Genomic DNA, 22,179 nt, shown 5'->3' with positions numbered 1-22,179 from the left:
GGAAGGACGCGGATGGCCATCGGCGGACGGGGCACGGGACCGCTCGTGACGGCGGCGCGCGGCGCGGGCGGGGCGATCGCCTGACATGCGCACCGGGGACTTCGACGCGGCCTGGCTGCCGCCCGCCGCGTTCCGTGCGGTCGGCCGCCGGCGCACGCTCCTGCGCGCCGGCGACGGGCCGCTGGTGGACACGGTGCACGGCGAGGTCGCCGACGCCTGCGGGCGGTTCGGCGGCCGGGTCGTGCGGGACGGCGGCGAGGACGCGGAACTGGTCCTCGAGGTGACCGGCGGACCGGCCGGCGCCGGGCTCGGGGACGAGGGGTTCGCGCTGGCCCGGCGGGGCGGCACGACGACCGTCACGGCGTCCGGCGGGCGCGGGCTGCTGTACGGCCTGTTCCACGTGGTGCGGCTCGGGGAGGACGCCTTCCGCGGTGAACGGCCCCGCGAGGAGCACCGCCCGGCGCTCGCGGTGCGCATGCTGGACCACTGGGACAACGTGGCCGTGCACCCGGTCATGGGCCAGGTCGAACGCGGGTACGCGGGCGGCTCGCTGTTCTGGGCGGACGGCCGGGCGCGGGGCGATCTCGGGCGGGTGCGGGCGTACGGCCGGCTGCTCGCGGCCTGCGGCGTCAACGCCGTCGCGGTCAACAACGTCAACGTGCACGAGACCGAGGCGCACCTGCTCACCGACCGGATCGGCGAGGTCGCCGCGATCGCGGACGCGCTGCGCCCGTACGGCATCCGCACGCACCTGTCGGTCACCTTCGCCGCGCCGATGGTGCTGGGCTCGCTGCCCACCGCCGATCCGCTGGACGCGGCGGTGCGCGCCTGGTGGCGCGGGGCGACGGCGCGGGTGTACGAGGCGATCGGCGACTTCGGCGGCTATGTCGTGAAGGCCGACTCGGAGGGCCGGCCCGGACCGTTCGCCTACGGCCGCTCGCACGCCGACGGCGCGAACGCGCTGGCCGCCGCGCTGGAGCCGTACGGCGGCACCGTGCACTGGCGGACGTTCGTCTACGACCACCACCAGGACTGGCGGGACCGGAGCACCGACCGCGCACGGGCCGCGTACGACCACTTCACCCCGCTGGACGGGGAGTTCGCCCCCAACGCCGTGCTCCAGGTCAAGCACGGGCCGATGGACTTCCAGGTGCGGGAGCCGGTCTCCCCGCTGATCGGCGCGATGCCCCGGACCCGGCTCGCGGTGGAGGTGCAGGCCACCCAGGAGTACACCGGGCAGCAGCGGCACGTGTGCTGGCTGGGCCCGATGTGGAGCGAGGTGCTGCGGTTCCGGCCGGAGGGCGGGTCGGGGCCCCGGGTCGGCGAGCTGGCGCGGGGCGGGCTGGTGGCGGTGTCCAACGCCGGCGACGACCCGTTCTGGACCGGGCATCCGCTGGCCCAGGCCAACCTGTACACCTTCGGCCGGCTGGCCTGGGATCCGCGGGCGGATCCGGGCGCGGTCCTCGACGAGTGGATCCGGCTCACCTTCACCCCCGAACGGAGCGCGGATCCGGTCCGGTTGACGGACGGGCTGCACGCCGTGCTCGACGGGTCGTGGGCGACGTACGAGAAGTACACCGCGCCGCTCGGCGTCGGCTTCATGGTGCAGCCGGGCCACCACTACGGCCCGAGCGTCGACGGCTACGAGTACAGCCCCTGGGGCACCTACCACTTCGCCGACCGGGACGGCGTCGGCGTCGACCGCAGCACGGCCACCGGCACCGGGTACGCGGGGCAGTACGCCGGGCCGTGGGCCGAGGTGTACGGGTCGGTGGAGACCTGTCCGGACGAACTGCTGCTGTTCTTCCACCACGTGCCGTACGGGCACGTCCTGCACAGCGGGCGGACGGTGATCCAGCACATCTACGACACGCGCTTCGAGGGCGTGGCGGAGGTGGAGGAGGCCCGGCGGGTGTGGGCCGGGCTCGCGGACCTGGTGGACCCGGCGCGCCACGCGCGCGTGGCGGAGCGGTACGAGGAGCAGCTCCGCAGCGCCCGGGAGTGGCGCGACCAGGTCAACAGCTACTTCCTGCGCAAGTCCGGGGTGCCGGACGCGCGGGGGCGGACCATCCACTGACCTCCGTCCGGGGCGCCCCTACTCCAGGCGCAGGACCGCCACGCCGAGCGGGTCGAGACCGAGGGGCTCGCCCCGCTCGGTGCGCTTGCCGGTGAGCAGGTCGGTGACGGTGTCGCGGGCGGTGGGGCGGGCCGGTTCGGTGGAGTGGTTGAGCAGGAACAGCAGGCGGGTGCCGTCGGGGGCGACCCGGGCGGCCGTCTCCAGGCCGGGGTGTCCGGCGTACGGGCCGAGGAGGCCGTGGCGGGCCAGGACGCGGTCCAGGACGGTGAAGTCGTAGGTGTCCTCGGCGGGCTGGGTGAGAGACCAGGAGAAGACGCCGACGGTCAGGGTGTCGATGCCGGCCCGGGTGAACAGCCGGTGGTCCTCGTCCCACACCTCCTCGGGCCACTGCTCGGGGTTGTAGTCGCCGCCGTGGGGGATCTTCGGGGTGCGGGGCGTCATGCGGTGAAGTCCTTCTCGGTCTCGGCGATCACCGGACGGCTGCCGTGCAGCAGGGACAGCAGCAGCGGGGCGGCGAGCAGGGCGGGCAGGGCCTCGGTGAGCAGGACGGTCCCGGCGGCCGTCAGCACCAGCAGCGAGGCGGCGCCGAGGGTGGCGCGGGGGTGCCGGAACAGGAAGTAGGCGGCGAGGCGGGCGGTGTCGCGGGCGCGGAAGGCGAACAGGGCGGTGAGGACCAGGGCGTGCGCGCCCCACAACAGGGAGCCGGCGCCGGTCAGCGCCAGCAGGGCCGCCCACCAGCGGGGCAGTCCGGTGGCGGAGAAGTGGGTGAGGGTGAAGGCGATGACCGTGAGCCAGCCGAGCAGCGGTGCCCACAGCTTCAGCACGGGGAGGGCGCCCAGCCGCCAGCCGCGCCGGAAGGCGCGGGCCGGGTGGAGGTCGGTGAGGTCGTGGCCGCGGTGGTGCAGGGCGTGGAGGGCGGCGCAGACGGCCGGGCCCAGGGGCAGCAGGCAGAGGGCGGCCAGGGGCAGGTTGGCCGGGTCGGGGCCGAGCAGGAGGAGGCCGGCGAGGCCCGGCGAGGCGGCGAGCAGCAGCAGGGCCTCGACGGTGACGAGGGTGTGGATCAGGGCGGCGGCCCGGGAGAGGACCCCGGTGCCGAAGGCGTCGGCCCCCGCGGTGCTCACGGCGCCTCCCCGCCGAGCAGCCGCCGCTCGTCCCACCAGGGCGGGGTCTCGTCGAGGAGGGGGGTCAGCTCGACGAGGGTGATCTCGTGGCGGGCCAGCGTCAGGGTGAGGACGGCGCGGCCGTCCTCGACGGGCAGCCGGTGGTGGGTGCGGGCGGGTTCGGCGGCCTCGTGCAGGACGTCGAGCTGCCCGGGGCGCGGCGAGCGCGGGCTGCCCATGCGCCGCCAGGCGGTGTACGCGTTGCCGCGCTCCTCGTCGACCGAGGAGCGGCGGACGAACGCCTCGCCGCGCGGGGCGGTGCCGACCGGCACCGACAGGCGCACGGTGTGCCGGTCCGGGCCCGGGGTCCGGCCGGTCTCGTCGACGGGGGCCCAGGCGAGGACGGTGACCCGGCCGTCGGGGTGCCGGGTCACCAGGTGGTCCTCTCCCCGGGCCAGTCGCTCCTCACCCGTGCGGGCCATGAAGGCGTAGAGGTGGTAGGTGGGTTTGCGCACCTGGCGGTGGGTGAGCAGGCCGAAGCCGCCGTGGAAGAGCGCGGTCGGTATGCCGGTCTCCTCGAAGACGTCGCTGAACGTCCAGTAGGAGAAGGAGTCGGCGTGGTCGCCGCCGGCCGCCACCACCGGGGCCAGGTAGGCGGCGTGGAAGGCGGTGTCGTGGACCGGGTTGTCGGGCCGGTAGGAGGAGTTGAACTCGGTGATGTGCACCGGCAGTCCGGCCAGGCGGGTGCCCGCGAGCGTCCTGCGGGGCTCGGCGAACTGGTCCAGGAGGGCGCTCGCCGGGGCCAGGGTCTGGTGGACGCCGAAGGGGACGTGCCGGGCGGGGCCGGAGGTGTAGGCGTGCCGGGAGACGAAGTCGACGGGCACGTCCCGGCGTTCGGCGAACTCGGCGAACCGCTCCAGCCAGCCGTCCGCGCCGGGCGAGAGCGCCGGACCGCCGACCTGCAGGGCGGCGTCCACCTCCTTCACGGCGTGCGCGGTCGCCTCGTACAGCCGGTGGTAGGCCGCCTCGTCCGCGTCCTGCCAGAAGTCGGGGAGGTCGGGCTCGTTCCACACCTCGACCGGCCAGGTGCGCACCTCGTCGGCGCCGTAGCGGTCCACGAGGTGGGCGAGGACGGCGCGGACCAGGGCCGTCCACTCCTTCTCGTCGGCGGGCGGGGTGACGTTGCCCCGCCACCAGAACACCGTCTGCTCCCCGGAGGCCAGCCGGTCCGGCATGAAGCCGAGTTCGAGGAAGGGGCGGATGCCGAGGCCGAGGCAGGCGTCGATCACCTGGTCGAGGTAGGTGAACGAGTGGTGGGTGCGGTGGACGCCCTGCCACGCGTAGGGGCGGTGGATGCCCAGGCCGTCGCTGAGCAGGCCATGGCCGCGCAGGTACCCGAAGCCGATGTCGCGCTGGAGGAGGGCGAGGGAGTCCTGGTAGTCGCGGCGCAGGGCGAGGTCGAGGCGGCCGGTGCCGACGCAGCTCCGCCAGGCGCCGGGCAGCCGGTCGCCCGGCCCGGCGGGGACGCGGATCATCCGTTCTCCTTCCGGAACCGCTCGTGGGCCTGGTTGTGCAGGTCGATGAACTGATCCATGTTCTTCGCCCGCAGCTCGGCGAGGTAGTCGTCCCATTCGGACAGCGGGCGCTTGCCGAGGGCGAACCGCAGGGTGTTCTGGGTGACGTGGTCCTTCAGCGGGGTGTCCCACAGGGTGGCCCGCTCCTGTTCCTCGGCGCGCAGCGGGTGCGGCGGGTCGACGGGCAGCTGCTCGCGGCCGGCCATGGCGTCCTGGAACTCCTTCTCGTCCGGGCCGAAGGAGGAGGAGACCAGGGCCCAGCTGCCGCCGTAGGCGAAGACGCCGTTGGAGAAGCCGAAGTCCTTCTGGAGGTCCTCGGGCGCGTCGGGGTCGGAGCCCATGAGGCTGATGCCGGGCTTCAGCTCGTACGCGCCGGGCCCGGAGCGGGTGTGGGTGACGTTCTCCACGCCCCACTTGCAGAACTCCTGGCCGGCGTCGGAGTACCACAGCCAGTCCACGAACTGCATCAGGGCGACGAAGTCGTCGCCGTCGAGCGCCTTGCTGGAGATCATCATGCCGTTCTCCAGGCGCGAGCCGCCCAGCACCACCGGTCCGGCGGGGCCGAGCGGCACCGGGATCATCTCGACGGTGGCGCCCTCGACCTGCTTGCCGAGGTTGTAGCGGTAGTTCTGCACCAGCTCCTGAGGGTTGGCGCTGATCGCGAAGGACCTCTGGGCCAGCAGCTTCTTGACCGCCTCGTCGTCGGTCTGGGTGAAGCTCTCGGGGTCCATCAGCTTCTCGGCGACCAGTGTGTGCAGGTACTCGACGACCTGGCGGTAGGCGTCCGTGGCGCCGGTGAAGACGAACTTCTCCGCCTCGGCGTCCCAGCTGGTGTTCAGGTACGACCAGCCGGCCCGCACCCCGTACGCCTGGCCGAGGTACTGGAACAGGGCGCCGGCGGGGAACGGCGTGTTGGTGCTCCAGCGGTCGGAGAAGGGGTAGCGGTCGGGGTACTCCTCCTTGAGCGCCCTGAACACCTGGTACACCTCGTCCCAGGTGGTGGGCAGGCTCAGGCCGTGGCGCTCAAGGACGTCGGTGCGGAAGGCCAGCGAGTAGCCGGCCTTGACCTTCTCGTGCAGGCCGGGCAGCAGGTAGTAGCGGCCGTCGGACTGGCGCAGCGAGTCCACCTCCGGCTGGAGGCGCCACTTCTTCACCTTGGCCTGGAAGTGGGGCATCAGGTGCACGTACTCGCTGACCGGGAGGACGGCGCCCGAGGAGACGAACGCGGTCTCCGCACCCGGGTAGGTCTTGGGGATCAGGAGGGGGGCGTCGCCCGCGCCGATGAGCAGGCTGCGCTTCTTCTCGTAGTCGCTCAGCGGGACCGGTGTGGCCTCGAGGGTGACGCCGGTGCGCCGGGTGAGCTCCTTCCAGAACAGCCAGTCGCCCTTCATCGGGTAGACCGGGTTGTCGTTGTGCAGGAGGCTGAAGGACAGCGGCTCGGTGGCCTTGAACTGGTCGCCGACGCGGTAGTCCTTCATGGCGCCGTTCCGCTTCTTCGACAGGTCCTTGCCGCCGTCGCCGTCGTCGCCGCTGCCGCAGGCGGTGAGGCCGGCCAGGCCGATGAATCCGGCGGCGGCGAGGATCTGGCGCCGTGACAGCCGTCCGTTGTGGTTCACGAGGACTCCTTTGTTCCGTCGGCGGGTCGACCGGGGGTGCGGCGTCAGCCCTTGACCGCGCCGAGCATCACGCCCGAGACGAAGTAGCGCTGGACGAAGGGGTAGAGGCAGAGGATCGGCAGCGAGGTCAGCACGATCGTGACCGCCTGGATGTTCGCCGAGACCTGGGTGAGCTGCTCGGTGGCCGCGCCGGCGCCGGTGCCCCCGGTGGCGCCCGCGAGGAGGTTGCGCAGGTAGACCGTGACCGGCATCAGCTCGGTGCGGTCCATGTAGAGGAACGCCGAGAACCAGGAGTTCCAGAAGGAGACCGAGTAGAAGAGGACCATGGTCGCCACGACCGCCTTGGACAACGGCAGCACGATCCGCAGCAGGATGCCGTAGGTGCTGAGCCCGTCGATCTGCGCGGCCTCCTCCAGTTCGGTCGGCAGGCTCTCGAAGAAGGCCTTCATCACCAGCAGGTTGAAGACGCTGATCGCGTTGGGCAGCGCGATGGCCCACACGCTGTTCTTCAGGCCGAGGCTGGTGACGAGGACGTAGTGGGGGATCAGGCCGCCGGTGAAGAACATGGTGAACACGGCGATCCCGACCAGCGCGCCGCGCCCCTTGAGGTTCTTCTTCGACAGGACGTAGGCGTAACAGGTGGTCAGCACCATGGCGACGGCGGTGGAGACGGCCGTGTAGAGCACGGTGTTGCCGTAGTTCCGCCAGAACATCGGGTCGGAGACGACGATCTCGTAGGTGGTGAGGTTGAACCCCTTGGGCCACAGGGTCACTTCGCCGGAGCGGATCTGCCGCTCCCCGCTGAACGAGCGGGCGATGATGTTGACGAACGGGTACAGAGTCACCAGCACGACGAGCGTGAGGACGACGCCGTTGACGCCCTGGAAGATCCGGTAGCCGCGCGAGGGACTGGTCACAAAGGGGCGGCGGGCGGCCCCGGGGCCTCGGTCGCGGCGGCCGGAGGTCACGGTGTTCACCACAGGCTCGTCCCCACGGTGCGGCGCGAGAGCTGGTTGGCCGAGGTGATCAGCACCAGGCCGATGACCGCCTCGAACAGGCCGATCGCGGCGGCGTAGCTGAAGCTGTTGGACTCCACACCGGTCCGGTAGAGGTAGGTGGAGATCACGTCGGCGGTCGGGTACGTCAGCGGGTTGTACAGCAGCAGGACCTTCTCGAAGCCGACGGCCATGAAGGTGCCGATGTTGAGGATCAGCAGCGTGACCATGGTCGGGCGGATGCCGGGCAGGGTGACGTGCCATGTCTGCTGCCAGCGGTTGGCGCCGTCGATGCGGGCGGCCTCGTAGAGGTCCTCGTCGATGGTGGTGAGCGCGGCGAGGTAGAGGATCGTGCCCCAGCCGGCGGTCTGCCAGATCTCCGAGCCGACGTAGAGGGTGCGGAACCACTCGGGCTCCTGGATGAACCGGATCGGGTCGTGCCCGAACCAGCCCAGGACGTGGTTGACCGGGCCGTCGGTGGCGAGCATCTGCAGCGTGATGCCGGCGACGATCACGATCGACAGGAAGTGCGGCAGGTAGGACACCGACTGCACGAACCGCTTCAGGGACCTCCTGCGCACCTCGTTCAGCAGCAGGGCGAGCACGATCGGGATCGGGAAGCAGAAGACGAGGGTGAGGCCGCCGAGCCACAGGGTGTTCCTGAACACCTGCCAGAAGGTGGGGTCGCTGAGGAACATCTCGACGTAGCGCAGGCCCACCCAGTGCTCGCCGAGGATCGAACCGCCGGGCTCGAAGCGGCGGAAGGCGATCACGTTGCCGATCATCGGCAGATAGCGGAACACCAGGAAGAACAGCAGCGGCAGTACGGCCAGCGAGTACAGCTGCCAGTCCTTGCGCAGCGCCCGCCGCCACCCGGTGCGGGAGGGCGAACGCGTGCGGCGCGGCGGGGTCCTCGACGGCGGGGGGTCCTGCGTGCCGGGGGGCGGAGCCGACGTGGTGGGGGTGCTCATAGCGCTCGGGCCTTCCGTGCCGTAGGACGCAGAACCGAAACTTTCGAGCTTTTGTCGGTAACCTCGCGGCAACCTAAGGGGAGCAGTAAGCGCTGTCAATGGGTGGTGCACGCTGGGTTTTTGAGAGGACTGAGCAAGGTCGGACCGGTATCGCACCCGGGGCGAAGGGCGGCTCCGCCCCGTTACGCTCCCCGGAACTTTCTGGCAGTATCCCGCAACGATCGGCCCTCCTGTCCGCCCCGACCCTGCGAGGTGTGCCCCCGTGCCCGCGTTCGACCTGCCCCCGGCGGAACTGGAGCGCCACCGCCCGGACATCGAGGAGCCCGCCGACTTCGACGCCTTCTGGGAGGCCACCTTGGAGGAGGCGTCGGCCGAGGGGGATCCGCTGGTCTCGGCCCGCCCGGTGGAGAGCGGGCTGCGGCTGACCGAGACCTGGGACGTGACGTTCCGCGGCTTCGCCGGCGACCCGGTGCGCGCCTGGTTCAGCCTCCCCCGCGCCCCCGGCTCCGCCCGGGCCGGGGGGAACTCCGCGGACCGCCGGGCCGGCGCCGTACCGGCGGTCGTCGAGTACGCCGGCTACGGACGCGGACGCGGTCTGCCGCACGAGCGGCTGACCTGGGTGAACGCCGGGTACGCGCATCTGCTGATGGACAACCGGGGCCAGGGCGACCAGTACGGCTGCGGCGGTGACACCCCCGACCCGCACGCCACCGCGCCGGGCGGTCCCGGCCCGGCGGTCCGCGGGCTGCTCGCCCCGCGGGACTACCACTACCGCCGGCTGATCACCGACGCGGTGCGCGCGGTCGCCGCCGTGCGCACCCTGCCGGGCGTGGACCCCTCACGGGTCGCGGTGGTCGGCAACAGCCAGGGCGGAGGGCTCGCGCTGGCGGTGGCGGGGCTGGTGCCGGACCTGGCGGCGGTGCTGGTCACCGCCCCGCTGCTGTGCGGCATCCCCCGCGCCCTGGACCTCACCGACACCGGCCCGTACGGCGAGATCGCCGCCTACCTCGCGGTCCACCGGGGCGCCGAGGATGCCGCCCGCCGCACGCTCTCCTACGTCGAGGGCGTCTCCTTCGCCCGCCGCGCCCACGCCCCGGCCCACTTCGGGGTCGGCCTGCGCGACACGGTCTGTCCGCCGAGCGGGGCGTACGCCGCGTTCCACCACTACGCGGGCCTGACGGGCGCGGAGCCGGCCAAGGAGATCCACGCCTACCCGTTCAACGGGCACGAGGGCGGGGACGCGGTGCACGTGCGGCGCCAACTGGACTGGCTGCGCTCCCTGCTGGGTCCCTGAGCGGGGCCGCCGCGGTGACGGCGCGTCCGGCCGTCACCGGGACGGTCCCCCGTGCGGCGGTTCGGCCGCCCGGCAGGACAGGAGCGTCCCGCCGTCCCCGCCGGGGCCGGGGAGGGACCGGTCGGCCGGCCGGCCGGGCACCGGCACGTCGCCGATGCCGGTGCCGTTGCCGGTGACGGTCACCTCGGACCGGTGGCCGCCGGCCCCGCCGCCCGTCGCCACCGCCAGCCCGGCGGCCGGCAGGGCCGCGAGCAGGACGACCAGGACGAGGAAGAGGGTTCTGGCACGGACGGAGAGGGCCGGTCGGGAGAGGGCCGGTCGGGAGAGGGCCGGTCGGAGGACGGGCTCACCTCGAGGGCTCGTCGTGGTCATGACACACCTGTCGCTCGCTGCGGGTCTGTCGGGTCGTGCGCATGGGTCCGCGGAGCCGGGCGAGGGGGGCGCTCCGACGGCGGGTTCCGGTCCACCGGGGATGGGAGCGCTCCCACCTCACCCGTGAGGGGAAGGTAGCGCCGAGCGCTCCCGTTGTAAACGCCCACAGCGGCGAAGGCCGCACCCCCGTCACCGGGGATGCGGCCCTCAACCGTCCTGCGCGACCGCCTGGTTGCGGCCGTGGCCTGCTTACTTGCGGATCAGGCTGCGCAGCACGTACTGCATGATGCCGCCGTTGCGGTAGTAGTCCGCCTCGCCGGGGGTGTCGATGCGGACGACCGCGTCGAACTCGACGCCGGTGTCGGTGGTGACCTTCACCGTGCGCGGGGTGGTGCCGTCGTTGAGCTCGGTGACGCCGGAGATGGAGAAGGTCTCCTCACCGGTCAGGCCGAGGGTGTCGGCGGAGTGGCCCTCCGGGAACTGCAGCGGCAGGACGCCCATGCCGATGAGGTTGGAGCGGTGGATGCGCTCGTAGGACTCGGCGATGACGGCCTTGACGCCGAGGAGCGCGGTGCCCTTGGCCGCCCAGTCGCGGGACGAGCCGGAGCCGTACTCCTTGCCGGCCAGGACGACCAGCGGGACGCCGGCGGCCTGGTAGTTCTGCGAGGCGTCGTAGATGAAGGAGACCGGGCCGCCCGCCTGCGTGAAGTCGCGGGTGTAGCCGCCCTCGGTGCCCGGCGCGATCTGGTTGCGCAGGCGGATGTTGGCGAACGTGCCGCGGATCATGACCTCGTGGTTGCCGCGGCGCGAGCCGTAGCTGTTGAAGTCGCGGCGCTCGACGCCGTGCTCCGTGAGGTACTGGCCGGCCGGGGTGTCGGCCTTGATGGCACCGGCCGGGGAGATGTGGTCGGTGGTGACCGAGTCGCCCAGCTTGGCGAGCACGCGGGCGCCGGCGATGTCCTCGACCGGGGCCGGCTCCATGCCCATGCCCTCGAAGTACGGGGGCTTGCGGACGTAGGTGGACTCCGGGTCCCACTCGAAGGTGTCGCCGGTCGGGATCGGCAGCGCCTGCCACTGGGCGTCGCCCGCGAAGACGTCGGCGTAGGACTTGGAGAACATGTCCTCGCCGATGGCGTTCGCCACGACGTCGTTGACCTCGGCCTCGGACGGCCAGATGTCCTTCAGGAAGACCGGGTTGCCGTCCTGGTCCAGGCCCAGCGACTCCCGGGTGATGTCCACCTTCATCGAACCCGCGAGGGCGTAGGCGACGACCAGCGGCGGGGACGCCAGGTAGTTCATCTTGACGTCGGGGTTGATCCGGCCCTCGAAGTTGCGGTTGCCGGACAGCACCGAGGTGACGGCGAGGTCGTGCTCGTTGACCGCCTGGGAGACCTCCTCCGGCAGCGGGCCGGAGTTACCGATGCAGGTGGTGCAGCCGTAGCCGACGAGGTTGAAGCCGACCTTGTCGAGGTAGGGGGTCAGGCCCGCCTTCTCGAAGTAGTCGGTGACGACCTTGGAGCCCGGGGCGAGGGTGGTCTTCACCCACGGCTTGCGGGTCAGGCCCTTCTCGACCGCCTTCTTGGCCACCAGGGCGGCGGCGACCATGACGTACGGGTTGGAGGTGTTGGTGCAGGAGGTGATGGCCGCGACCGTCACGGCGCCGTGGTCGAGCGTGTAGGTCGTGCCGTCGGGGGCGGTGACCTCGACCGGGTTGGAGGGGGCGCCGTTGGAGATGGCCGGGGCGTCGGAGGCCGGGAAGGACTCCTTGCTGGCCTCGTCGACGTCGCCGCCGTCCTTGACGTAGTTGCGCACGTCCTGGGCGAACTGGGCCTTGGCGTCGGCGAGGACGATGCGGTCCTGCGGGCGCTTCGGGCCGGCGATGGAGGGGACGACCGTGGACAGGTCCAGCTCGAGCTTCTCGGAGAAGTCCGGCTCGGCCTTCGGGTCCAGCCAGAGGCCCTGCTCCTTGGCGTACGCCTCGACCAGCGCGACCTGCTGCTCGCTGCGGCCGGTCAGGCGCAGGTAGCTCAGCGTCTCGTCGTCGATCGGGAAGATCGCGGCGGTGGAGCCGAACTCCGGCGACATGTTGCCGATGGTGGCGCGGTTGGCCAGCGAGGTGGCGGCGACGCCCTCGCCGTAGAACTCGACGAACTTGCCGACGACACCGTGCTTGCGCAGCATCTCGGTGATGGTGAGCACCAGGTCGGTGGCGGTGGTGCCCGGCTGGAGCTCACCGGTGAGCTTGAAGCCGACGACGCGCGGGATCAGCATGGAGACCGGCTGGCCGAGCATGGCGGCCTCGGCCTCGATGCCGCCGACGCCCCAGCCGAGGACGCCGAGGCCGTTGACCATGGTGGTGTGCGAGTCGGTGCCGACCAGGGTGTCGGGGTACGCCTTGCCGTCGCGGACCATGACGACACGGGCCAGGTGCTCGATGTTCACCTGGTGGACGATGCCGGTGCCGGGCGGGACGACCTTGAACTCGTCGAACGCGGTCTGGCCCCAGCGCAGGAACTGGTAGCGCTCGCGGTTGCGGCCGTACTCCAGGTCGACGTTCTGCTTGAAGGCGTCGTTGGTGCCGAACTTGTCGGCGATCACGGAGTGGTCGATGACCAGCTCGGCCGGGGCCAGCGGGTTGATCTTCGCCGGGTCGCCGCCCAGCTCCTTGACGGCCTCGCGCATCGTGGCGAGGTCCACGACGCAGGGCACGCCGGTGAAGTCCTGCATGATCACGCGGGCCGGCGTGAACTGGATCTCCTGCGACGGCTGGGCCTGCGAGTCCCAGCCGCCCAGGGCGCGGATGTGGTCGGCGGTGATGTTCGCGCCGTCCTCGGTGCGGAGCAGGTTCTCCAGCAGCACCTTCAGGCTGTAGGGAAGGCGCGCGGAGCCCTCGACCTTGTCCAGCCGGAAGATCTCGTACGACTCGTCGCCCACCTGCAGCGTGCTGCGGGCGTCGAAGCTGTTCGCCGACACGACAGTCTCCTTCATTGATGTGCGCGTACCACCACGATCCTGCCGCCACGGCATCTCGGCCGATCCGCTAAGGTATGGCTAAGTTAGGTAACCCTTACCGGTGTGGCAGCTGCGGTGCTCCTCGGCAGATATCTCGATGTCGAGATAACTCTAGTACACGGCGCTCGAATGGTCATGCCCGGACCCGGCACATCCGGCCCGGCACTCGCTCCGCACGCCCCGCTCCGGGTTCCCCACCCCGGCCACCTCACCGCCCCGTCCCGGCCGTCTCGCTGTCCCATCCACCCGCTCCCGCCGTCCCGGCCCGGCCGCCTCACGGCCCCGCCGCGCCGCCGAGCCACCCCGCCGGCGCCACCGCGGACGGACCGGCCCGACCCGGCGCGGCGCACCGGCCGCCCTCCGGGGCGCCGGACGTTCCAACCCACCCGAAGCCGGACCGCCCGACCCACCCGGCCGGACGGCCCGATCCGCCCAGCCGAACGGTCCGACCCGCCCGGCCGGACCACCCGATCCGCCCGCGAGACTCGGCCGCGCACCCTCATGACCCCGCCCCGGCGGGGTAACCGAGCTGAGACAGGGTCACTTCCCACGGCACGGAATACGGAGGGAGGCAGGATGCCGCTCACTTTTCGCAAGAGCTTTCGGATCCTTCCGGGAGTGCGGCTGAACATCAACAAGCGCTCGTGGTCCATCACCACGGGCAGCAGGAACGGGCCGCGCTACACCCGGAGCAGTACCGGACGTCGTACGACATCGATGGATTTGCCCGGACCTTTCGGATGGCGTCGCACGCGCCACAGCAAGGGGCGCGACAGGGGATACTGACATCACGTCACCCGAATGGACCCCCCAAGAGGTGCCATCTCATATCTGAGATAGCCTCAACCCCATGGCAGACGACTACCTCGTACGCATCGGCAGGCTCATCCGTGACGCCCGGCAGCACCGTGGCTGGACGCAGGCGCAGCTCGCCGAGGCACTCGGCACCAGTCAGAGCGCCGTCAACCGCATCGAGCGCGGGAACCAGAACATCAGCCTTGAGATGATCGCCCGTATAGGAGAGGCACTCGACAGCGAAATCGTCTCCCTGGGCTACGCCGGGCCGATGCACCTGCGCGTGGTGGGCGGCCGCCGGCTCTCCGGGGCCATCGATGTGAAGACGAGCAAGAACGCGTGCGTGGCACTGCTGTGCGCCTCGCTGCTCAACAAGGGGCGCACGGTGCTGCGGCGCGTGGCCCGCATCGAGGAGGTGTACCGCCTCCTCGAGGTGCTGCACTCCATCGGCGTGCGCACCCGGTGGATCAACGACGGCGTCGACCTGGAGATCGTCCCCCCGGCCGAGCTGGACCTCGCGGCCATCGACGCGGACGCCGCCCGCCGCACCCGCTCCATCATCATGTTCCTCGGCCCGCTGCTGCACCGCACGGACCGCTTCATGCTGCCCTACGCCGGCGGCTGCGACCTCGGCACGCGCACCGTCGAGCCGCACATGATCGCGCTGCGCCGGTTCGGCCTGGACATCGCCGCGACCGAGGGCCAGTACCACGCGGTGGTGGACCGCGCCGTCCGCCCCGACCGCCCGATCGTGCTGACCGAGCGCGGGGACACCGTCACCGAGAACGCGCTGCTCGCCGCCGCCCGGCACGACGGCACCACCGTCATCCGCAACGCCTCCTCCAACTACATGGTCCAGGACCTGTGCTTCTTCCTGGAGGCCCTGGGCGTCAAGGTCGACGGCATCGGCACCACCACGCTCACCGTGCACGGCGTGCCCACCATCGACGTCGACGTGGACTACTCCCCCTCCGAGGACCCGGTCGAGGCGATGAGCCTGGTGGCCGCCGCCGTCGTCACCGAGTCGGAGCTGACGGTGCGCCGGGTGCCCATCGAGTTCCTGGAGATCGAGCTGGCGGTCCTGGAGGAGATGGGCCTCGACCACGACCGCTCCCCCGAGTACTTCGCCGACAACGGCCGCACCCGGCTGGTGGACCTCACCGTGCGCCCCTCCAAGCTGGAGGCGCCGATCGACAAGATCCACCCGATGCCGTTCCCCGGCCTGAACATCGACAACGTCCCGTTCTTCGCGGCGATCGCGGCGGCGGCCCAGGGCAAGACCCTCATCCACGACTGGGTCTACGACAACCGCGCGATCTACCTGACCGACCTCAACCGCCTCGGCGGGCGCCTGCAGTTGCTGGACCCCCACCGCGTCCTGGTCGAGGGCCCGACCCGCTGGCGTGCCGCCGAGATGATGTGCCCGCCGGCCCTGCGCCCCGCGGTGGTCGTCCTGCTGGCGATGATGGCGGCGGAGGGCACGTCCGTCCTGCGCAACGTGTACGTCATCAACCGCGGTTACGAGGACCTGGCGGAACGCCTGAACTCGATCGGGGCACAGATCGAGACCTTCCGGGACATCTGAGACTCTTCAGAAAAAGCGCCGTCACGCCCATGCTGACCTGCGTGAAAGCGAGGTGGGAGGGGCGGTGGCGGCGCCTCTGGGACTTTTCTGGGACTTTCGGCCGGGACCGAAGGCTTCCAGTCTCCGCGCACTCGACATGAGGAGGCCTTCCCGGACCTTCCCCCGTGATGGTAGGCACGCGGTCATTGATCACGCGGCGAGCGTGAGTTCAACGGCGTGGTGTCGGCGTTCGTATGCGTCGGGGCTGAGATGGCCGTCGGCGGAGTGCCGGCGGCGGGTGTTGCAGCGGGTCAGCCAGACGAAGACCGTTCTTCTGCAGGTGGCGCCGACGACCTTGCGGCTGAAGCAGCCCAGCACGGTCGCGAGATGGAGGAACTCCCCGCCCGCGAGGGGGGAGGCAGGTGATGTCGCCCATGTATTTCCGGCCGGGCCGGGCGGCGGTGAAATCCCGCTGGAACAGGTCGGGAACCCATGAGGCCGCCGGGTCCGGGACGGTGGTGCGGACGCGTCTGCGCAGGCGGATGCCGGGGATGTCGCCGCTCCCCACCTCCGGCGGGGCAACCCCCACTGCCGGCCCCCGGACCCGCAGCTCTCTGCGCTACTGGGCTTGATTGGGCCATGTCTATCTGTTCTTCTGACGACGGCGGTGTGGTCCGGTAGTTCCGGACGGGCGGATATGTGTGCAGGAGCCGGGCTACTCCTGCCCGGCCCGCGATGACGGCCCGTACTCCGCGCTCGACCGGGCGAGCCGGTCGGCAAGGTGGGCGAGCCAACCGCTCGGGGCGTACGGCGCCGGGGGGGTCGACCTCCATGCCCAGCTCCGCGACGGCCAGGGCGCAGTCGGACTCGTCGAGGTCGAGGGCGAGCAACTCGTGCAGCTCGCCGACGAGGCGGGCGACGAGTTGGGGGTCGGTGGAGGCCCGGTAGGTGGCCCACTGGGCGGTTTCACGGTCGGGGTAGGTGGCGGACCGGTTCCGGGACGGCATGGCGGAGGGAGCCTCCGAAAGATGGGGGGTCATGGCAGGGCGGTGTGCTCCCGCTGCATGTGCTCGTCGACGGCCCGGAGCAGGTGACGCAGCGCCGTTGGGGACGTCCAGCCGACGACAGCGGACAGGCCGTCCGCCATCGCCTGCTCTCCCGGGAAGAGCACGAGGGCGGACTGGGCCTCGGCGGCGAGCGGGGCCAGGAACTCGCCACAGTAGGGGTGCTCGGAATCGATCGCGGCCTGAATGGAATCCTGAAGGGTCGCGTATTCCCCCTCGTACACCCAGTTGACCCCGAATCCGGAAAGCCGGGGAAATCTGACGTCGATCTCCCAGCGGGTCAACGGAAGCTCGTCGTAGTCGTCCCGCGGATCCTGTGCCAGGACCCGGATCCTCTCCGCCAGGGAATGCAGGTACGCGGCGGCGTCCGTTCCGGCGCCGACTCGTTCCAGGAGCCGATGTAACTCCTGCGGCGCGGCTTTTGCAGCGTCGGCGCAGAGACCGGCGACATGGTCGAGCAGCGCGGTCACGGTTTCGATCGGACACACCCAGTCCGTCGCAACGGTTACGCGCGTGGTCCGGATGAAACGCCGCAGCTCGGCGTCGAGGGACAGCGCTCCCTCAGAGTTCCGCACCGCGGCGGCGAGGTCCAGGACCCTCCTCACCGGACCATCGGTGAAGAGAGCTCCGGTGTGCGGGATCAAGCTGTCGCCATCCTCGTTGCCACGAACATGAAGCACGAACGAACTTACGACCTACTAAGGACTGACAGGGTACGACGTGACGACGACGAAGGGCGGGTCGATACCCCTCTTGTACTTCAGCGCGACCTGCACGGAATGTACTTCGCTTGCCGAGGCATTCATACCGTGCGAGGTGTAGTCACCGCGTTCCACCGTGCGACCGGTCACCTCGCTCACGGTGAGTTTGAGAGCCGGGTCGAGTTTCGAGTTGTCGGGGTTCCAGTTCGGGTTGTTGGCCATCCGCCTCTCCACCATCTTGATCCAGTCCTCGACGCGCTGGGCGTTGTCGATGCCGTCGAGTGCCGCCTGAGTCAGGCGCTGCGCGGACGTCAGGTCCTTGTACGTGGAGGCGATTGCCCACTTTGGCATACGAGGTCGCGAACGCCTGCGGAGCGGTACCGTAACCGCCGGCGTCCGGGTACTTGTTCAGCTCGTCCAGAAGGGTCTTGGCCCCCCTGTCCATCGGCGTCTGCTGGGCGGCGACACCCGCCGACACCCGGTAGAGGTCAGACGGCTTGACGTCGATGGTGCCGTTCTGCCCTCCGGGCCCCTGTGCGCCCGGCTGTGGGCCGGCCATCAGCGCGCACCCCAGCCCCGCAGCACGGCCCGATGCGCGGCCGTGCAATTGGCGTGGCTGGTGGTCGCACAGGCGTGAAGCCACTTCTGCGCCGCCCGCAGGTCCTGCGCCGAGCGGTCCCACTCGTCGAGTTTGTCGACGAAGACTTCGCGGGCCTCGCCTTCCCAGGACAGCACGACCGGGACGACACGGTCATAGAGGTCGTCGAGCTTGTCGTTGAGCTTCTTGAGGATGTCCTCCAGTTCGCCGGCGAGTTCACGCGAGTTCAGAAGAGGCAGGGTGGCGCCTCTGGAACTTTTGGTCGGGACCGAAGGCGTCATCCGGTGAGCCGGAGCGAGTCCGGGAAAAGGGCCGGAACCATGCTCACCCGGCACGGGCCCGCGCTGCTCGCTGTGCATGAAGTCGCGCATGCGTCCTTCGCGTGTGTCCGAGCGGCTGTCCCGCCGGGGAGCCGGTGCGCGGACGAGGGGCGGGCCCGGTGGACCGGGTCCGCCCCTCGTCCGCGGGGGTGCGGGCGGGGTTTCAGGCGGCGGCCTTGAAGGTGCGCAGGCGCAGGGAGTTGCCGACGACGAAGACGGAGGAGAACGCCATGGCGGCTCCGGCGATCATCGGGTTCAGCAGTCCGGCCGCGGCCAGCGGCAGGGCGGCGACGTTGTAGGCGAAGGCCCAGAACAGGTTGGACTTGATGGTTCCGAGCGTCCTGCGGGCCAGCCGGATGGCGTCGGCGGCGGCGCGCAGGTCGCCGCGGACCAGGGTGAGGTCGCCGGCCTCGATGGCGGCGTCGGTGCCGGTGCCCATGGCCAGCCCGAGGTCGGCCCGGGCGAGCGCGGCGGCGTCGTTGACCCCGTCGCCGACCATCGCCACGCTGCGGCCCTCGGCCTGCAGGCGCTCGACGACGTCGACCTTGCCTTCCGGCAGGACCTCGGCGATGACCTCGTCGATGCCGACCTCGGCGGCCACCGCCTCGGCGACGGCCTTGTTGTCGCCGGTGAGCAGGATCGGCGTCAGTCCCAGGGCGCGCAGCCGGGCGACGGCCTCGGCGCTGGTGGGCTTGACCGCGTCGGCGACCTCGAGCACGGCCCTGGCCTCGCCGTCCCAGGCGACCGCGATCGCGGTGCGGCCCGCGGACTCCGCCTCGGTCTTGGCGCGCGCCAGGGCGGCCGGCAGGCCCATGGCCCACTCGGCCAGCAGCCGCTCGCGGCCCACCAGGACGGCGTGGCCCTCGACGATGCCCTGCACGCCCAGGCCGGGCACGTTGGCGAAGTCCTCCGGTGTCGGCAGGTCACCGACCCGGTCGGCGGCGCCCGCGGCCACCGCCCGGGCGATGGGGTGTTCGGAGGCGTGCTCCAGCGCGCCCGCCAGCCGCAGCACCTCGTCCTCGCCGGTGCCGTCGGCGGTGTGGACGGCGAGCAGGGTCATCTTGCCGGTGGTGACGGTGCCGGTCTTGTCCAGCACGACGGTGTCGACCTTGCGGGTGCTCTCCAGCACCTCGGGGCCCTTGATCAGGATGCCGAGCTGGGCGCCGCGCCCGGTGCCGGCCATCAGCGCGGTGGGCGTGGCCAGCCCGAGGGCGCAGGGGCAGGCGATGATCAGCACCGCCACGGCGGCGGTGAAGGCGGCGGTGAGTCCGGCGCCGTTGCCCAGCCAGAAGCCGAGGGTACCCAGGGCCAGGGCGATGACCACGGGGACGAAGACGGCGGAGATCCTGTCGGCCAGGCGCTGGGCGGCGGCCTTGCCGTTCTGCGCGTCCTCCACCAGTTTCGCCATCCGGGCGAGCTGGGTGTCGGCGCCGACCCGGGTGGCCTCCACGACCAGGCGGCCGCCCGCGTTCACGGTCGCCCCGGTGACCGCGTCCCCGGCGCCCACCTCCACCGGGACCGACTCGCCGGTGAGCATCGAGGCGTCGACGGCGGAGGTGCCCTCCACGACCGTGCCGTCGGTGGCGATCTTCTCGCCCGGGCGGACCAGGAAGCGGTCGCCGACCCGCAGCTCGCCGACCGGGATCTGCTCCTCGTGGCCGCCGCGCAGCACGGTGACGTCCTTCGCGCCCAGCTCCAGCAGCGCCCGCAGCGCGGCGCCGGCCTTGCGCTTGGCGCGGGCCTCGAAGTAGCGGCCGGCCAGGACGGCCGCGGTCACGCCCGCGGCGGCCTCCAGATAGATGTTGCCGGCGCCGTCGGTGCGGGCGATGGTCAGCTCGAAGGGGTGGGTCATGCCCGGGGTGCCGGCGGTGCCGAAGAACAGCGCCCACAACGACCACAGGAACGCCGCCGAGGTGCCGACCGAGATCAGCGTGTCCATGGTGGCCGCGCCGTGCCGCGCGTTGGTGAAGGCCGCCTTGTGGAAGGGCCAGGCGGCGTAGGTGACGACCGGCGCCGCCAGGGTCAGCGACAGCCACTGCCAGTACTCGAACTGCAGGGCCGGCACCATCGCCATCGCGACGACGGGCACCGACAGCAGCACCGCGGTGACCAACCGCTGCCGCAGCGGCCGCAGTTCGTCGTCCTGGCCCGAGTCGTCGTCCTGGCCGGGACCGGCCGCGCCGCGCGCGGATTCCGGCTGGGGCTCGCGGGCGGTGTAGCCGGTGGCCTCGACGGTGGCGATCAGGTCGTCGACGGTGACGTCCGCGTCGAAGGTGACCTTCGCCTTTTCGGTGGCGTAGTTGACGGTGGCGGTGACCCCGTCCATCCGGTTGAGCTTCTTCTCGATCCGGGCCGCGCACGAGGCGCAGGTCATACCGCCGATGGCGAGTTCGACCTCGGCTGTGTCAGGGACCGTGGTGGCCATCACCGCTCCTCGGGTGGGGTGTGCAGGAAAGTGGGTGTGCAGAAAACGGGAAGAAGGAGCCGGGCCCGGGGGCGGGCCCGGCAGGCAGGCGGAGCCTTCAGGCCGCGCGGCCGACGAGCTCGTAGCCGGCGTCGTCGACGACCTTCGTCAGCAGCGCGTCGTCGGGCTCGCTCGAGGTGGTGACGCAGACCCGGCCGGCCTCGACGTCGACGTCCACCGCCAGGACGCCGTCCAGGGCGCCGATCTCCTGGGTGAGCGTGGCCTTGCAGTGCCCGCACGTCATTCCGGAGACGTTGTAGACGGTGGTGTTGCCCGTGGTGACCTCGGCCGGTGCGGTGCCGGTGGAGCAGCCGCCGTCGGGGGTGCAGCAGGACATGGTTCCTCCTGGAGAATGCGAGCGTACAGGTACCCCTGGGGGGTACTGATGACATTCATAGGTATACCCCCTAGGGGTATGCATGGCAAGCGCCCACCGCACTCTCCCGCCATACCCCTAGGGGGTACCAGGGTCGAGGATGTCAGCCACGGAAGGCGCGACGCCGCGGAGAAAAAGCCCTCATGACCACCGGCGTGGAGCGGGCGGGCGGGAGGCGATCCGCGCTGCGCACGCCGACGGCAGCAGCAGAGGAGGAGGAGGGAGAAGGAAGCGGTGCCGGGGACGAGACGGACGCGGACACGGGGTGGCGGGGGTGCGGGGGAGCCGGATCGGCTGGCTTATGGTGGCTGTGCTCGTACGACCTGTGGATGGGTGATGATGAGGCGGCCAGCGGCACGTGGACCGGCGTTCGCCGGTTTCGGCGCCCTGCTGGGCCTGCTCGTCGCCGTGGTGGCGCTGTTGTGCGTGTCCCGCCAAGCGGGGCGGGCCGAGCACGGAGTCGCGCAGACCGGGTTCTCCGTCGGCGCCGAACAGGTGCGGCTCCAGGGGCAGGCCTCACGCGTCGCGGAAGGTGACGTCTCCGCGCCGCCGTGCGGCAAGAAGGCGGTTCTCGAGCAGAGCGCCCCCCGCGCCGACGGCCATTCTCCCGTGGCTGTCGCGTCCTGCCCGTCCCCCCGGGAGCCGGCATCCACGCCGAGGTCCGCCTTCGGTTCCCGGCCCCCGCCCGCGGGGCCCGCGCCTCCTTCCCCCCTTGTGCTCCTCTCCGTTCTGCGGATCTAGGCCGACCGCTGCGTCGTGTCCCTGAATCCCGCAGAACGGAGTAACCGAACATGTCCTCTTCCGCGCGCTCACTGAGCCGGGCGGGTACGGCGCTACGCGGTTGGCGGCCCCGGCAGTGGGCCACGGCCGGGGCCGGGGCGCTGATGACCGCGGTGGTGATCGGCGTGCCGACCGATGTGGTCCCCAGCCCGCTGTTCTCCCGGTCGGTTCCCGTGCCGTGGTGGAACTACCCGGCACTTGCCGTCACCGCCGTCCTGGCCGGCCTCGTGCTGAGCACCTATGTGCGCCGGCCCTCCCCGGCCGGAACGGAGCGACCCCCGCGCGGCGACCGTCTGGGATGGCTGGGCGGTCTGCTGTCGTTCCTGGCGGTCGGCTGCCCGGTCTGCAACAAGGTGGTCCTGCTGCTGCTCGGCGCCTCCGGGGCGCTCAGCTACTGGGCCCCCGTGCAGCCGCTGGTGGCCCTCGTCTCCGCTGCCCTGCTCGCCGAAGCCGCGCTGCGCCGTTTGTCGGCGCAGGTCGTGTGCCCCGTGCCGGCTTCCGCCTGA

Annotated in this window: 18 protein-coding genes and 2 pseudogenes; 5 read left to right on the top strand and 15 right to left on the bottom strand. The window is 71.4% G+C overall.

Features of this window, described 5'->3' with window-relative positions; all coding sequences use genetic code 11:
* The first annotated feature begins 85 nt into the window (after positions 1–85).
* Entirely contained in the window at positions 86–2,077 is a 1,992-nt protein-coding gene (locus CP969_RS28950) for an alpha-glucuronidase (RefSeq protein ID WP_016824236.1), read from the top strand.
* An 18-nt stretch (positions 2,078–2,095) separates the two neighbouring features.
* Here the strand turns inward: CP969_RS28950 and CP969_RS34770 are convergent, their stop codons facing one another.
* The 6 genes from CP969_RS34770 to CP969_RS28920 are packed head-to-tail and all read right to left on the bottom strand — an operon-like array spanning position 2,096 to position 8,333.
* Positions 2,096–2,518 carry a beta-galactosidase gene (locus CP969_RS34770; protein ID WP_026084797.1) on the bottom strand — a complete coding sequence of 141 codons (423 nt, stop codon included), beginning with the start codon at positions 2,516–2,518 and terminating at the stop codon, positions 2,096–2,098.
* Positions 2,515–3,198: a hypothetical protein gene (locus CP969_RS28940; protein ID WP_016824237.1), complete on the bottom strand. Its 684-nt coding sequence runs from the start codon at positions 3,196–3,198 to the stop codon at positions 2,515–2,517. Before CP969_RS28940 ends, CP969_RS34770 begins: the two co-directional genes overlap by 4 nt.
* Positions 3,195–4,712, bottom strand: a complete 1,518-nt coding sequence (locus CP969_RS28935) for a GH39 family glycosyl hydrolase (RefSeq protein ID WP_016824238.1) — start codon at positions 4,710–4,712, stop codon at positions 3,195–3,197. Before CP969_RS28935 ends, CP969_RS28940 begins: the two co-directional genes overlap by 4 nt.
* Positions 4,709–6,367, bottom strand: coding sequence for an ABC transporter substrate-binding protein (locus CP969_RS28930; protein WP_016824239.1), 1,659 nt, complete (start codon positions 6,365–6,367; stop codon positions 4,709–4,711). Before CP969_RS28930 ends, CP969_RS28935 begins: the two co-directional genes overlap by 4 nt.
* 44 nt (positions 6,368–6,411) lie before the next feature.
* A complete protein-coding gene (locus CP969_RS28925; RefSeq protein WP_026084798.1) occupies positions 6,412–7,284 on the bottom strand; it encodes a carbohydrate ABC transporter permease in 873 nt (290 codons plus the stop codon).
* 56 nt (positions 7,285–7,340) lie between these two features.
* The gene (locus tag CP969_RS28920; RefSeq protein ID WP_004982062.1) at positions 7,341–8,333 is read right to left on the bottom strand and encodes an ABC transporter permease; all 993 of its coding nucleotides are present in this window, start codon (positions 8,331–8,333) and stop codon (positions 7,341–7,343) included.
* 262 nt (positions 8,334–8,595) lie between these two features.
* On the opposite strand from CP969_RS28920, the gene CP969_RS28915 reads away from it, so the two are divergent.
* Positions 8,596–9,627 (top strand): acetylxylan esterase, encoded by a 1,032-nt coding sequence (locus tag CP969_RS28915; protein WP_016824241.1) that lies wholly within the window; start codon positions 8,596–8,598, stop codon positions 9,625–9,627.
* Between the two features lie 33 nt (positions 9,628–9,660).
* On the opposite strand, the gene CP969_RS28910 is transcribed toward CP969_RS28915, so the two are convergent.
* The gene (locus CP969_RS28910; protein WP_016824242.1) at positions 9,661–9,999 is read right to left on the bottom strand and encodes a hypothetical protein; all 339 of its coding nucleotides are present in this window, start codon (positions 9,997–9,999) and stop codon (positions 9,661–9,663) included.
* A 249-nt stretch (positions 10,000–10,248) separates the two neighbouring features.
* Entirely contained in the window at positions 10,249–12,972 is a 2,724-nt protein-coding gene (gene acnA, locus CP969_RS28905) for an aconitate hydratase AcnA (protein WP_016824243.1), read from the bottom strand.
* Between the two features lie 615 nt (positions 12,973–13,587).
* On the opposite strand from acnA, the gene CP969_RS28900 reads away from it, so the two are divergent.
* Together CP969_RS28900 and CP969_RS28895 are read left to right on the top strand one after the other, a co-directional pair.
* Positions 13,588–13,797: a DUF4236 domain-containing protein gene (locus CP969_RS28900; RefSeq protein WP_004982066.1), complete on the top strand. Its 210-nt coding sequence runs from the start codon at positions 13,588–13,590 to the stop codon at positions 13,795–13,797.
* Positions 13,798–13,861: 64 nt separating this feature from the next.
* A complete protein-coding gene (locus tag CP969_RS28895; RefSeq protein ID WP_004982073.1) occupies positions 13,862–15,391 on the top strand; it encodes a helix-turn-helix domain-containing protein in 1,530 nt (509 codons plus the stop codon).
* A 189-nt stretch (positions 15,392–15,580) separates the two neighbouring features.
* Here CP969_RS28895 and CP969_RS34000 read toward each other — a convergent pair.
* From CP969_RS34000 to CP969_RS28860, 7 genes and pseudogenes are all read right to left on the bottom strand, one after another.
* Positions 15,581–15,923 (bottom strand): annotated as a pseudogene (locus tag CP969_RS34000) (hypothetical protein); the annotation flags it as partial.
* A 319-nt stretch (positions 15,924–16,242) separates the two neighbouring features.
* Positions 16,243–16,377 (bottom strand): annotated as a pseudogene (locus CP969_RS34670) (contact-dependent growth inhibition system immunity protein); the annotation flags it as partial.
* Positions 16,378–16,406: 29 nt separating this feature from the next.
* Entirely contained in the window at positions 16,407–17,078 is a 672-nt protein-coding gene (locus CP969_RS28885; RefSeq protein ID WP_016824245.1) for a hypothetical protein, read from the bottom strand.
* A gap of 54 nt (positions 17,079–17,132) precedes the next feature.
* Positions 17,133–17,486 (bottom strand): RNase A-like domain-containing protein, encoded by a 354-nt coding sequence (locus CP969_RS28880; protein ID WP_016824246.1) that lies wholly within the window; start codon positions 17,484–17,486, stop codon positions 17,133–17,135.
* A gap of 207 nt (positions 17,487–17,693) precedes the next feature.
* Entirely contained in the window at positions 17,694–18,014 is a 321-nt protein-coding gene (locus CP969_RS28870; RefSeq protein ID WP_016824247.1) for a WXG100 family type VII secretion target, read from the bottom strand.
* Between the two features lie 202 nt (positions 18,015–18,216).
* Positions 18,217–20,478: a heavy metal translocating P-type ATPase gene (locus CP969_RS28865; protein WP_016824248.1), complete on the bottom strand. Its 2,262-nt coding sequence runs from the start codon at positions 20,476–20,478 to the stop codon at positions 18,217–18,219.
* Positions 20,479–20,575: 97 nt separating this feature from the next.
* Positions 20,576–20,854, bottom strand: a complete 279-nt coding sequence (locus CP969_RS28860) for a heavy-metal-associated domain-containing protein (RefSeq protein ID WP_016824249.1) — start codon at positions 20,852–20,854, stop codon at positions 20,576–20,578.
* An 830-nt stretch (positions 20,855–21,684) separates the two neighbouring features.
* On the opposite strand from CP969_RS28860, the gene CP969_RS28850 reads away from it, so the two are divergent.
* Entirely contained in the window at positions 21,685–22,179 is a 495-nt protein-coding gene (locus tag CP969_RS28850; RefSeq protein ID WP_026084800.1) for a hypothetical protein, read from the top strand.

Source organism: Streptomyces viridosporus T7A (genome assembly GCF_008704515.1).
GTDB classification, from domain to species: Bacteria; Actinomycetota; Actinomycetes; order Streptomycetales; family Streptomycetaceae; genus Streptomyces; species Streptomyces viridosporus.
Note: the sequence above shows the minus strand (reverse complement) of the source record. Positions and strands in the feature narration are given on the sequence as shown.

Excerpts from the sequence above, each read along its gene's own strand:
- CP969_RS28950 (WP_016824236.1), top strand. The coding sequence starts at position 86 with ATGCGCACCGGGGACTTCGACGCGGCCTGGCTGCCGCCCGCCGCGTTC.
- CP969_RS34770 (WP_026084797.1), bottom strand. The coding sequence starts at position 2,518 with ATGACGCCCCGCACCCCGAAGATCCCCCACGGCGGCGACTACAACCCC.
- CP969_RS28935 (WP_016824238.1), bottom strand. The coding sequence starts at position 4,712 with ATGATCCGCGTCCCCGCCGGGCCGGGCGACCGGCTGCCCGGCGCCTGG.
- CP969_RS28920 (WP_004982062.1), bottom strand. The coding sequence starts at position 8,333 with ATGAGCACCCCCACCACGTCGGCTCCGCCCCCCGGCACGCAGGACCCC.
- CP969_RS28910 (WP_016824242.1), bottom strand. The coding sequence starts at position 9,999 with ATGACCACGACGAGCCCTCGAGGTGAGCCCGTCCTCCGACCGGCCCTC.
- CP969_RS28900 (WP_004982066.1), top strand. The coding sequence starts at position 13,588 with ATGCCGCTCACTTTTCGCAAGAGCTTTCGGATCCTTCCGGGAGTGCGG.
- CP969_RS28895 (WP_004982073.1), top strand. The coding sequence starts at position 13,862 with ATGGCAGACGACTACCTCGTACGCATCGGCAGGCTCATCCGTGACGCC.
- CP969_RS28880 (WP_016824246.1), bottom strand. The coding sequence starts at position 17,486 with ATGCCAAAGTGGGCAATCGCCTCCACGTACAAGGACCTGACGTCCGCG.
- CP969_RS28870 (WP_016824247.1), bottom strand. The coding sequence starts at position 18,014 with ATGACGCCTTCGGTCCCGACCAAAAGTTCCAGAGGCGCCACCCTGCCT.
- CP969_RS28865 (WP_016824248.1), bottom strand. The coding sequence starts at position 20,478 with ATGGCCACCACGGTCCCTGACACAGCCGAGGTCGAACTCGCCATCGGC.
- CP969_RS28860 (WP_016824249.1), bottom strand. The coding sequence starts at position 20,854 with ATGTCCTGCTGCACCCCCGACGGCGGCTGCTCCACCGGCACCGCACCG.
- CP969_RS28850 (WP_026084800.1), top strand. The coding sequence starts at position 21,685 with ATGTCCTCTTCCGCGCGCTCACTGAGCCGGGCGGGTACGGCGCTACGC.